Below are 12375 nucleotides of genomic sequence, written 5' to 3'. Positions count from 1 at the left end.
CATGGATTACAAACATTTTAAAGGCGCGCATGCAAACATTGTTATAGAAGTTATCAGTCTTTTAGAAAAAGGGGTTAAAAAAGCTCAAGAGATTTTAGAAAAACCAGACGCTGGGAGTTACACTAAGTTAGAAAATAGCAGTGGGGATACGCCTATTAAAGCGGATTTAGCCCTAGATAAGTTTTTAGAAGAAAATTTTTTGAGTTTAGAAAACATCAAAAGCGTTTTTAGCGAAGAAAAAGAAACGCCTGTTACTAAAAAAAACGGCTCTTACTTGATCGCTTATGACCCCTTAGATGGGAGTTCAGTCATGGAGGCGAATTTCTTAGTAGGCACGATTATAGGGGTTTATGAAAAGGATTATAAAGCGCAAAATTTGGTCGCAAGCCTTTATGTGGTTTTTGGGCATAAAATTGAATTAGTGGTGGCTTTAGACAAGGTTTATCGTTACTCGTTTTACCAGAACAAGTTCCATTTTATAGAAACCATCGTTTTAGAAAATAAGGGTAAAATCGTCGCTAGCGGAGGCAATCAAAAGGATTTTTCTTTGGGCTTGAAAAAGGCTTTAGAAGGGTTTTTTGCAGAAAATTACCGCTTACGATACTCAGGGTCTATGGTGGCCGATGTCCATCATGTGCTCATTAAAAAAGGCGGAATGTTTTCCTACCCGCAAAAGAAATTGCGAAAGCTTTTTGAAGTCTTTCCTTTAGCCTTGATCATTGAAAAAGCTAAAGGGGAAGCGTTTTATTTTGATAAGGGGGTTAAAAAGCGTTTGCTAGATCAAGGCGTAGAAAGCTACCATGAAAAAAGCGAATGCTATTTAGCCAGCCCGCATGAAGCTCACATTTTAGAAAAATATTTAAAGGGAGAATGATGCAAAATAGCACTAAAAAATTAGAATATGAAGAGCGTTTCAATGACGCTCTTTTGAAACTAAAAGCATGCCAAGAAGAAAAGCAGGTAACGAGTTGCTTGAAATGCGAGAAGGTTTTGAATTGCAAGATCCGCAACAGCTATGTGGATGCGGCTTATGAGAGCATGAGTTTGGGCGAAGCGGGCGGATTTGATTTCAATTAAAATGGGATTAAAATGGTCAGTAACACTACCTTGCAAAAGAATTTAGACGCTTTTTACACCCACCCCAAAATCGCGCGATTTTGCTTGGATTTATTAAGAGATCTCATCGCTCAAAATCTAGGGTTAGACTTAAACGCATTCCATTTTTTAGAGCCAAGTGCAGGGAGTGGGAGCTTTGTTGATGCATTAAAAGAATTAGGGATTGCTGATTGTCTCGCCCTTGATATTGCCCCTAAAGCTCAAGGCATTCAAAAAAAAGATTATCTGTTGGAATTGATTGAGTTTGATAAAAAGCGTGTCATTATTGGCAACCCTCCTTTTGGGCATAGAGGGAAATTAGCCCTAGATTTTTTAAACAAATCTTTAAACGAAGCGCCTATTGTAGCGTTTATTTTGCCCAATTTATTCAAACGCTATTCTATTCAAAAACACATTGATAAGCGTGCAAAATTGGTTTTAAACGCTGATTTAGAGAAAAACGCTTTTATTTTTAATGAACGACCCTATGATGTGAAATGCGTTTTTCAAATCTATATGCATAAAAATATCGCCCTAAATCTTAAAGACGAACGCATCATTGCACCCCCTAAAATCCGCCATAATGACTTTATTACTTACATTCACAACAACACGCCACACACCCTAAAATATTTCAACAAAGAAAAATACCAATGGGATTTTGCGGTGGTGAGACAAGGCTTTTATGATTACAACGAAAAGATCACCAATGCAAATTTACTGATTAAAAACCGACAATATTTTTTCATCAAAGCCCACTCTAAAGAAGCTTTAAGGATTATCCATAAAATTGATTTCAACAAACTCGCTCATAAAAACACGCAAGTTTTAGGGTTTTCTACTTATGATTTTGTGGAAGAATATTGCAAATTAAAGGAAATGCATGCTTGAAAAAGTGTTCCAAGAAATTACCAATAAAAGAAAGTTTTTTGCAAGTTCTAGCACAGGGGAGCAGTTTGAAAACCAATTTAGGAATGAATTAAAAAAACACTTTAGCGAAATCAATGGCGATTTAACAGAAAAATTAAGCCATATTGAAGAAAAGCCTAATAAGGAAATCAAAACCGCTTTTAACCAACTCAAAAAGCAAGTTTTAGAAAAAAATCACCCACACACCCTTAAAAACCCTTTTTCAAACCTTACAAGCCATTTTTTATACCAGCCTTTTGGCTCACAAAATTACCCTGATTTTTTGGTTTTTATTTTTGATCATGTGGTGGGGATTGAAATCAAGTTTTCTAAAAACGATAAGGGTGAAAAAAATCTTCAAACTTCTCGCCCCATGTGGAATTCAAACCTGCCTAAACCCAATGCGATTTATCTATATGGAGTCGCTAATGCAGACATCACTTTTTTTAAAGGCTCAGATATTTTGAGTTATGAAACCAGAGAGATCTTACTTAAGTATTTTGATACTTTAGATAAAGATGAAGAAAGTTTGAAAAACGCCTTAAAGGATTTAGAAAACCCTTTTGGGTTTGCCCCCTACATCAGAAAAGCTTATGAGCATAAAAAAGAATTTTCTAACCACCACCAGATTGAAAGCTTCTTTTCGCCTAACCACATTTTAAGAGAACAGAATGTCTTAAAATTTTTGAAAACGCTCACTCATTAGCATATTTGCACCCATTTATCTATTTCTTGTAAAACACGAGTTTATTTTTAGCGTAAAGAAATTGATGATCAGTCTTAAAAACGAGATTAAATAAAGAAAGTTGAAAGGTTAGAAGAAACAACCTTTAAAAGTTGTTTTCTAAAATCTCACTTCATTTGCAAAGCCACTTCTTCAGCGAAATTCTCTGCCTTTTTCTCAATGCCTTCGCCCAATTCAAAACGCACATACTCAGTGATTTTTAAATCATCATTCCATTCTTTGGAACAATCAGCAACCACTTGAGCGATAGTTTTTTTATCGTCCATGACATAGAATTGCCCTAAAAGGGTCAGGCGTTGATCAATAAGGGTGTTATCAGCGATAAATCTTTCCATTTTTCCAGGAACGATTTTATCCCAGATTTTTTCAGGCTTGCCCTGCTCTTTTAATTCATTTTCAAAAGCCTTTTTTTGATGGGCTAAAACTTCATCGCTCAATTCAATGCGGCTCCCAAAAGTGGGGATGTTTTTCAAAGGTTTGCCCAATCGTTTAGCCTCTTCATTGTCTTTTTCAATTTCAGCGATCAAGGCTAAAGTTTCTTTTTTGACAAAATCAAGGCTAAAGTCTTTGCAATCTAGCACTTGAGGCTTCATCGCTGCGGCATGCATAGCGATGTTTCGGGCCAGTTCAACCACTTTTGGAGCGTTTTTTTCATTATCGTATTTTATACTGATTAACACGCCCACTCTAGCGTTAGAATGCGCATAGCCATTGATGATATGAGAGCTAGGGGCTTTTAAATGAGCGATTTTTCTCACTAAAATGTTTTCACCAATGACAGCGATTTGAGAGTGCAAATATTCTTCAAAAGGCTTGTTGTCTAACGGGCTTTTAAGCAGTTCTTCTGTGGTATGGATATTGTGGGCTTTGATCGTTTCTAAAGTTTTTTTCACCAATTCCTTAAAGCCCTCATTTTTAGCCACAAAATCCGTTTCGCTATTGATTTCTACCATCATTGCGCTTTTAAAATCAGGCGCTACTTCTAAAGCGACCACGCCCTCAGCAGCGATCCTATCGGCCTTTTTAGCGGCTTTACTCAAGCCTTTTTCGCGCAAGAAATCAATAGCCTTTTGCAAATCCCCAGCCACTTCCACAAGGGCTTTTTTGCAATCCATCATGCCCGCATCGGTTAAGTCCCTTAATTTTTTGACTAATTGAGCGCTAATTCCTGACATTATTCGGCTCCTTGAGTGATTTCTTTTTGGATTTCAGCGAGCATTTCTTCTTTTTCTTCATTGCTCACGAACTCTATCTCTTCGCTATTTTCATCCGCATGGACGATTTCTTCTTGCATGAGTTCTCGCCCCTCTAAAATCGCTTCGCTCATTTCTTTACAAAATAGCCTAATAGAGCGGATCGCATCGTCATTTCCAGGAATGGGGTAATCCACCAAATCAGGGTCGCAGTTAGTGTCTAAGGGAGCCACGATAGGGATATGGAGTTTCCTTGCTTCAGCGACAGCGATTTTTTCTTTAGCCACATCAATCACAAAAATCATATCAGGGATTTTTTTCATGTGGCGCACCCCGCCAAGATACTTATCCAGCTTTTCTTTTTTCCTTAAAATCATGAGTTTTTCTTTTTTAGTCAATAAATCAATTTGACCGCTATTTTCCATTTCTTCAATGATTTCTAATTTTCTCACCGATTTTCTAATGGTGCTAAAATTAGTCAGCATGCCACCAAGCCAGCGGTAATTGACATAAGGGACTTGAATGCTTTCAGCAAATTCTTTCAAAGTCTCGTTGGCTTGTTTTTTAGTGCCTACAAACATGATGCTCTTGCCTTGAGCGCTCGCATCGCGCACGATATTATAAGTGTATCTAAAATAGCGCAAAGTTTTTTGCAAATCAATAATATGGATATTTTTCCTAACGCCAAAAATGAATTTTTTGGTTTTAGGGTTCCAACGCCTTGTTTGGTGTCCAAAATGCACACCGCATTCTAATAAATCTTTCATGGTTACCATGAATACGCTCCTTAAAGTTATTTTGGTTCTCTTCCTCCATGCTCATTTGATTCTTAAATTTCTTAAGAACACCTAAATACAAGGATTAGCATGTGTGAATTTGACGCTGTCTTTGCCTTGTTCCTATTAAAATGATAGAAAAAACGACAAAACCCTATGATTATAGCAAAAGATTAAGGTTTTTTAGCTTAAGTAAAAAAGGCTTTTAGGTTATAATAAGTACAAAATAGAAATTTAGGGTAGCTATAATGGATACAAAAAGACAATGCATGGCTTTAAAGGCTTCAGCAGGGAGCGGGAAGACTTTCGCTTTGAGCGTGCGGTTTTTGGCCCTATTGTTTAAGGGGGCTAATCCTAGCGAGATTTTAACGCTCACTTTCACTAAAAAAGCCACCGCCGAAATGAAAGAGCGCATTTTAGACTATTTAAAAATTCTGCAAAAAGAAAACTTTGAAAATGAAAAAGAAAAAGCCCAAAATATCCTGAAAGAATTAGAAGAAAAATACCATTTAAACCCTGATTTGGTGCGAAATAGCGCTCCAAAAATCTACCAACGCTTTTTAAACGCCGAAATCAGAATCAGCACTATTGATGCGTTTTTTCAAAGCATTTTAAGGAAATTTTGCTGGTTTGTGGGGTTGAGCGCGAATTTTGAAGTCAATGAAGACACCAAAGCGCACCAGCAACAGCTTAATGAGGGTTTTTTGAGCGCTTTAAATAACGAACAGCTTGAGGAATTGAGCGTTTTTATCGCTCAATGCTTAAGTTATGATAATTACACAAGCGATTCTATTTTAGAGCGGTTGCGTTTTTTAAAAAACAAGCTCTATTTATTTGATCCTAATAAAAAAGAGCCAGCATTTGATGAAAAGGGTTTTTTAGAAAAACTAAGGAGCTTAAACGAACAAATTCAAAGCATAGAAACAGCGTCAGATAGGGCTAAAACAGCCATTAAATGCGATAGTTTTAGGGGATTTTTAAACAGCTCTTTAACCTGGCTTGAAAAAAAGAGCGAATATCAATCTTTCAAAAAACTTAAAAGTGAAATCCCCACTTTAGAGAGCGAATGCGAAGAAATTGAAAACGATTTAAAACGCTATTATGAAGCCAAAGAAACCGCAATATTTAAAAAATTCCCTAAATTCATCCAGCTTTATGATAACGCCACTTCTAAAATCCAAGCCTTAGATTTTGATGCGATTAAAGATAAGGTTCATGTCTTATTGAATGGTTATGAAGAAATGCCGGCGGAGTTTTTTTATTTCAGGTTGGACAGCAAGATCGCGCACATTTTGATTGATGAATTTCAAGACACGAGCTTGAACGATTATAAGATTTTAGCCCCTTTTATTGATGAGATTAAAGCCGGGATAGGGCAAGCAAAATGGCACAGGAGCGTGTTCTTTGTGGGCGATGTCAAGCAGAGCATTTATGCCTTTAGGGGGAGTTTTAGTTCCTTGTTTGAAAGCGTTTCTAAGGATTTTTACCACGATAATTTACAATTCAACCACCGCAGTGCGCCTTTAATCATTAATTATGTGAACACCATTTTTAAAAAGGCTTATCAAAATTTCCCCACCGCTTATTTGGAGCAAAAATACCCTAAAACTTCTCAAAATAAACATGTTACAGACGGCTATGTTAAAGTCTCTTTAGTGGCTGATGAAAGAGAATTGTTATTAGATCAGGTCTTACAAGAAGCTCAAAACCTTTTAGAGCATCGTATTGATCCTAAAGACATTACCATTTTATGCGCCACCAATAAGGACGCTTTAGAAATCAAAAATTATTTGCAAGAGAATTTGAGTGCTATTCGCCCAAGCACGGAATCTAGCGCTAATTTGTCTCAATTTGTAGAATCTAAAATCATTAAGAACGCTTTAAAATACGCTCTAGCGGAAGAACCTTACAAGCCCTTTTATAAGCACAGCGTTTTAAAACTCGCTGGATACTTGCATGATGCAATCGTTCTACCCAGTTTTAACCCTAAAAAAGAGAGCATGGCAGGCTTTGTGTGGAAGGTGATGGAATTGTTTGAGCTTTATGGAGAGTGCGCGCAAATCTGTTTGGAGTTGGCGGTTGGGTGCGAAGACGCCGATGGATTTTTAGAAAAATTAGAGGCTAAAGAGATCGCTTCTTTCAATGCAAAAGGCGCACAGATCATGACCATTCATAAATCTAAAGGCATGCAATTCCCTTATGTGATCGTGTGCGAACGCTTGGGTAAGCCTAACTCAAGCCCCACAAGCAAATTTCTTGAAGAATATAATGGCACAGAGCTTACGCGCCTGTATTACAGAATGAAAAATCGTGAAAGTGTGGATAAAGATTACGCTAGGGCTTTAGAAAAAGAAGAAGCGCTCAAAAACCATGAAGAAATCAATGTGTATTATGTCGCATTCACTAGAGCCGAGTCAGGATTGATTGTCGTGGCTAAAGACAAAGATAAAGAGATGCGTGAAACATTGGATCTTGCGCCTTTAGAAGCGGGAAAAATCGCACCGGTTACTTCTTCTAAAAAAGAGCCTTTAATCGCAAGCGCTTTAATCAAGCCCCATGCCTATGGCGAGCAAGTCCAAGAGATAGAAGAAGAGCCGGACATTGATTATGAAAAAAATAACGACCAAGAAGCGATTAATTTTGGTATTGCCTTGCACAAGGCCTTAGAATACCAATACGCTTATCATATTCCTAAAGAAAGCGTTTTAAAATATTTGAACTACCATTATGGTTTTTATGGTTTGGATAATCAAGCGCTAGAAGAGAGTTTGGAGCTTTTTAAAAACGATAAGGAAATCCAAACGCTTTTTAAAAACAACGCCCTAAAAGGCGAAGTGGCGTTTTTATTCCAAGGGGTTGTGTCTAGGATAGATGTTTTATTGTGGGATAGGGGGCAAAATGTGCATGTGTTAGATTATAAAAGCTCTCAAAATTACCAACAAAGCCACAAAGCGCAAGTGTCTCATTACGCCGAGTTTTTACAAACTCAAGCCCCCCATTTTAAGATACAAGCGGGCATTATTTACGCTCATAAAAGACTGCTTGAAAAATTATGGGTTTGAAATTAAACATTTTAAGGTTGTCTCATGAATTTCAAAAAAACAGAAAACGCGCTCAGTTTGACGCTTAAAAACTTTATTAAAAGCGAGTCTTTTGGGGGGATTTTCCTTTTTTTAAACGCTGTTTTAGCGATGGTAGTGGCTAATTCGTTTTTAAAAGAAAGTTATTTTGCTCTATGGCACACCCCTTTTGGGTTTCAAATAGGGGATTTTTTTATCGGCTTTAGTTTGCATAACTGGATTGATGATGTCTTAATGGCGTTATTCTTTTTAATGATAGGCTTAGAGATTAAGCGAGAGTTGTTGTTTGGGGAATTATCCAGTTTTAAAAAAGCTTCTTTCCCTGTGATTGCAGCTCTTGGGGGCATGATAGCTCCAGGGTTGATTTATTTTTTCCTTAACGCTGATACGCCCTCTCAACATGGTTTTGGGATCCCTATGGCGACGGATATTGCGTTCGCTTTAGGCGTGATCATGCTTTTAGGCAAGAGGGTGCCTACCGCTCTAAAGGTTTTTTTAATCACTCTAGCGGTGGCTGATGACTTGGGGGCTATTGTGGTGATCGCGCTTTTTTATACCACGAATTTAAAATTCGCATGGCTTTTAGGGGCTTTAGGGGTGGTTCTTGTTTTAGCGCTATTGAACCGCTTGAATGCCCGCTCGCTTGTCCCTTACTTGCTTTTAGGGGTGTTGCTTTGGTTTTGCGTGCATCAAAGCGGTATCCATGCGACGATTGCTGCGGTGGTTCTAGCCTTTATGATACCGGTGAAAATCCCTAAAGATTCTAAAAATGTAGAGCTTTTAGAATTGGGTAAACGATACGCAGAGACGAATTCAGAAGTCCTTTTAACCAAAGAGCAGCAAGAAATCTTACACTCCATTGGAGAAAAAGCAAACGCTTTACAAAGCCCCTTAGAAAGATTGGAGCATTTTTTAGCGCCCATTAGCGGGTATTTCATCATGCCCTTATTTGCGTTTGCAAATGCGGGGGTGAGCGTTGATTCTAGCATTAATTTAGAAGTGGATAAGGTGCTTTTAGGGGTCATTTTAGGGCTTTGTTTGGGTAAGCCTTTAGGGATTTTCCTCATCACTTTTATAAGCGAAAAATTTAAAATCACCGCACGCCCTAAAGGTATCAGCTGGTGGCATATTTTAGGGGCAGGGCTTTTAGCCGGGATTGGCTTTACCATGTCTATGTTTATTTCTAATCTAGCTTTCACTAGCGAACATAAAGACGCTATGGAAGTGGCAAAAATTGCGATTTTACTCGGATCTTTGATTTCTGGGATCATAGGGGCTTTGTATTTATTTTTACTAGACCAAAAAGCGGCTTTAAAGAAATAGCTAAAAATGCTATAATTTGAGATTAAAACATCTTTTAAGGAAATTGAATGGGACAAACCAAAGACATTATAACGACTTTTTTACCCCTAGTGGTGATATTGCTTATTTTTTATTTTTTGATTATCCGCCCGCAACGCCAGCAACAAAAAAAGCATAAAGAAATGATAGAGGGCTTGACTAAAGGCGATAAGATCGTTACTCAAGGAGGGCTCATCGTTGAGGTGCTTAAAGCGGAAGCGACTTTTTTTAGCGTGAAACTCAATGATGACACTACGGCTAAACTTTCTAAAAACTATATAGCCTTCAAATTAGACGAAGAAGCAGCGCCAAACAACAACTGAATGAAACTTTTTAACGCTCGTTTAATCGTTTTTATTTTCGCGCTTCTTTTAGGCGTAGGGTTTTCTGTGCCTTCTTTGCTAGAAACTAAAGGCCCTAAAATCACTTTAGGTTTGGATTTAAGGGGGGGGTTAAACATGCTTTTAGGGGTGCAAACCGATGAGGCTTTAAAAAACAAGTATTTAAGTCTAGCGTCTGCATTAGAATACAACGCCAAAAAGCAAAACATCTTGCTTAAAGACATCAAATCCAGTTTAGAAGGGATTAGTTTTGAGCTTTTAGATGAAGATGAAGCGAAAAAGTTAGACGCACTTTTAGTGGAGTTGCAAGGCCATAGCCAGTTTGAAATCAAAAAAGAAGCGGAGTTTTATAGCGTGAAACTCACCCCTTTAGAGCAAGAAGAATTGCGTAAAAATACGATTTTGCAAGTCATAGGGATCATCCGTAACCGCTTAGATCAATTTGGTTTGGCAGAGCCTATAGTCATCCAGCAAGGCCGAGAAGAAATTTCAGTGCAATTACCGGGCATTAAAACTTTAGAAGAAGAACGGCGCGCTAAAGACTTGATTTCTAAAACCGCTCATTTGCAAATGATGGCAGTGGATGAAGAACACAATAAAGATGCGATGAAAATGACGGATTTAGAGGCTCAAAAATTAGGCAGCGTGTTGTTGTCTGATGTGGAAATGGGGGGTAAAATCTTGCTCAAAGCGATCCCTATTTTAGATGGCGAAATGCTTACGGACGCTAAAGTGGTGTATGATCAAAACAACCAGCCGGTGGTGAGCTTTACTTTGGACGCTCAAGGGGCTAAGATTTTTGGGGATTTTTCAGGCGCGAATGTGGGCAAACGCATGGCGATCGTTTTGGATAATAAGGTCTATTCAGCCCCCGTGATTAGAGAGCGTATTGGAGGAGGGAGCGGGCAAATTAGCGGGAATTTTAGCGTGGCTCAAGCGAGCGATTTAGCGATCGCTTTAAGGAGTGGGGCGATGAGCGCTCCCATTCAGGTTTTAGAAAAAAGGATTATAGGCCCGAGTTTAGGGAAAGACAGCGTTAAAACTTCCATTATCGCTCTCATTGGGGGCTTTATTTTGGTGATGGGCTTTATGGCGCTTTATTACTCTATGGCGGGGGTGATCGCTTGTTTGGCGTTAGTGGTCAATCTTTTTTTGATTGTGGCGGTCATGGCGATTTTTGGAGCGACGCTGACTTTACCGGGAATGGCGGGGATTGTTTTGACCGTGGGGATTGCCGTGGATGCTAATATCATTATCAACGAGCGCATTAGGGAAGTCTTAAGAGAGAATGAGGGCATCGCTAAGGCGATCCATTTAGGCTATATCAATGCGAGTCGGGCGATTTTTGATTCTAATATCACTTCTTTGATCGCTTCAGTGTTGTTATACGCTTATGGCACAGGAGCGATTAAAGGCTTTGCCCTCACCACAGGCATTGGGATTTTAGCCTCTATTATCACCGCCATTGTAGGCACGCAAGGGATTTATCAAGCCCTTTTGCCTAAACTCACCCAAACAAAAAGCCTTTACTTTTGGTTTGGCGTGAATAAAAGAGCTTAGGAGGTTTTATGGAATTATTCAAACAAACTAGAATCTTAAGCTTCATGCGTTATTCCAATTATGGGGTGGTTGTTTCAGCGATCTTGGTGCTTCTAGCGTTGGGGCTTTTGTTTTTCAAAGGGTTTTCTTTAGGGATTGATTTTGCGGGGGGGAGTTTGGTGCAGGTGCGTTACACTCAAAACGCTCCCATTAAAGAAGTGCGCGATCTGTTTGAAAAAGAAGCTCGCTTCAAGGGCGTGCAAGTGAGCGAATTTGGCTCTAAAGAAGAGATTTTAATCAAATTCCCTTTTGTGGAAACGGCTGAAAATGAAGACTTGAACGCTATCGTGGCTAACATTTTAAAACCCAGCGGCGATTTTGAAATCCGTAAATTTGACACCGTGGGGCCTAGAGTGGGGAACGAGTTGAAAGAAAAGGGCATTTTGTCGCTGATTTTAGCCCTAATGGCGATCATGGTTTATGTGAGTTTCCGCTATGAATGGCGTTTTGCTTTAGCGAGCGTTATTGCACTTGTGCATGATGTGATTTTAGTGGCAAGCTCAGTGATTGTTTTTAAGATTGATATGAATTTGGAAGTGATTGCGGCTTTACTCACTTTGATTGGGTATTCCATTAATGATACGATCATTATTTTTGATCGGATCAGAGAAGAAATGCTCTCTCAAAAAACCAAAAACGCCATTCAAGCCATTGATGAAGCCATTTCCAGCACGCTCACGCGCACGCTTTTAACTTCTTTAACCGTGTTTTTTGTGGTGTTGATTTTGTGCGTGTTTGGGAGTAAGATCATCATTGGCTTTTCATTGCCCATGCTAATAGGCACGATTGTAGGGACTTACAGCTCTATTTTCATCGCCCCTAAAGTAGCGTTATTGTTAGGTTTTGATATGGGTAAATATTATGAGAATGAGGCTAGAAAAATCAAAAAAGCTCAAGAGAAAGAAAAAATGCGCCGCTTGTATGAGGGCGGTCAAGTTTAAGGAGTTTCTATGGATTGGGGTCGGGTCGTTCATGTGCTGTTCAGCCTTATTTCTTTAACCACCATTGCAGGGTTTTTGTATGAGCCTAATACGGTGGTGTTGTTTGTAGCGTTAGCTTTAAATCTTATTTCTGTTACGCTTAAAATTGGGGTGATCAAGCGTTTCGCTTCAGAGCTGTTGGCCAGCTCTTTAGCCACCGTGTTGCACCTCATACCGGCGTTTGTGTTTTTACAGATTTTAAACAATTTGGTTACCGCTTACATGCTGATGATTGGGGCGTTGATTAGCAACGCTTTCAGCCTCATCTTTTTGTTGATTGAAAGCGTTGTAACGAGCGAAACGGATTAAGGGGTAG

General features: G+C 38.9%; 12 protein-coding genes. 10 read left to right on the top strand and 2 right to left on the bottom strand.

The features are described from left to right. The first annotated feature begins 1 nt into the window (after nt 1). The 4 genes from QT74_RS03960 to QT74_RS03945 are packed head-to-tail and all read left to right on the top strand — an operon-like array spanning nt 2 to nt 2710. Complete coding sequence (locus tag QT74_RS03960; RefSeq protein WP_033764811.1) at nt 2-874, top strand: class 1 fructose-bisphosphatase; 873 nt, start codon at nt 2-4, stop codon at nt 872-874. Then, nucleotides 874-1077 (top strand): hypothetical protein, encoded by a 204-nt coding sequence (locus QT74_RS03955; protein ID WP_033764809.1) that lies wholly within the window; start codon nt 874-876, stop codon nt 1075-1077. Before QT74_RS03960 ends, QT74_RS03955 begins: the two co-directional genes overlap by 1 nt. Before the next feature lie 12 nt (nt 1078-1089). Further along, on the top strand, nt 1090-1986 hold the full coding sequence (locus tag QT74_RS08520) for a type II methylase (RefSeq protein ID WP_033764808.1): 897 nt from the start codon (nt 1090-1092) through the stop codon (nt 1984-1986). Continuing rightward, complete coding sequence (locus QT74_RS03945; RefSeq protein WP_033764806.1) at nt 1979-2710, top strand: hypothetical protein; 732 nt, start codon at nt 1979-1981, stop codon at nt 2708-2710. Before QT74_RS08520 ends, QT74_RS03945 begins: the two co-directional genes overlap by 8 nt. 146 nt (nt 2711-2856) lie before the next feature. Here QT74_RS03945 and tsf read toward each other — a convergent pair whose 3' ends face one another. Together tsf and rpsB are read right to left on the bottom strand one after the other, a co-directional pair. Beyond that, on the bottom strand, nt 2857-3924 hold the full coding sequence (tsf, locus tag QT74_RS03940; protein ID WP_033764803.1) for a translation elongation factor Ts: 1068 nt from the start codon (nt 3922-3924) through the stop codon (nt 2857-2859). Further along, a complete protein-coding gene (gene rpsB / locus QT74_RS03935) occupies nt 3924-4718 on the bottom strand; it encodes a 30S ribosomal protein S2 (protein ID WP_000258276.1) in 795 nt (264 codons plus the stop codon). Before rpsB ends, tsf begins: the two co-directional genes overlap by 1 nt. A gap of 248 nt (nt 4719-4966) precedes the next feature. Here rpsB and QT74_RS03930 point away from each other — a divergent pair, with 248 nt between their 5' ends. Genes QT74_RS03930 through QT74_RS03905 form a run of 6 tightly spaced genes read left to right on the top strand, consistent with a single transcriptional unit; the run spans nt 4967 to nt 12368 of the window. Beyond that, on the top strand, nt 4967-7780 hold the full coding sequence (locus tag QT74_RS03930) for a RecB-like helicase (protein WP_033764801.1): 2814 nt from the start codon (nt 4967-4969) through the stop codon (nt 7778-7780). Between the two features lie 24 nt (nt 7781-7804). Further along, a complete protein-coding gene (gene nhaA, locus QT74_RS03925; protein ID WP_033764798.1) occupies nt 7805-9121 on the top strand; it encodes a sodium/proton antiporter NhaA in 1317 nt (438 codons plus the stop codon). A 47-nt stretch (nt 9122-9168) separates the two neighbouring features. Continuing rightward, the gene (gene yajC / locus QT74_RS03920) at nt 9169-9462 is read left to right on the top strand and encodes a preprotein translocase subunit YajC (protein ID WP_033618145.1); all 294 of its coding nucleotides are present in this window, start codon (nt 9169-9171) and stop codon (nt 9460-9462) included. Next, the gene (gene secD, locus QT74_RS03915) at nt 9463-11040 is read left to right on the top strand and encodes a protein translocase subunit SecD (RefSeq protein WP_033764796.1); all 1578 of its coding nucleotides are present in this window, start codon (nt 9463-9465) and stop codon (nt 11038-11040) included. 8 nt (nt 11041-11048) lie between these two features. Continuing rightward, complete coding sequence (gene secF / locus QT74_RS03910; protein ID WP_033764794.1) at nt 11049-12020, top strand: protein translocase subunit SecF; 972 nt, start codon at nt 11049-11051, stop codon at nt 12018-12020. Between the two features lie 9 nt (nt 12021-12029). Beyond that, nucleotides 12030-12368, top strand: coding sequence for a DUF6394 family protein (locus QT74_RS03905; protein WP_000383778.1), 339 nt, complete (start codon nt 12030-12032; stop codon nt 12366-12368). Nucleotides 12369-12375: the final 7 nt, after the last annotated feature.

It is taken from the genome of Helicobacter pylori SA213A (assembly GCF_000476275.1).
In the GTDB taxonomy this organism is placed as follows: Bacteria; Campylobacterota; Campylobacteria; order Campylobacterales; family Helicobacteraceae; genus Helicobacter; species Helicobacter pylori_CL.
Note: the sequence above shows the minus strand (reverse complement) of the source record. Positions and strands in the feature narration are given on the sequence as shown.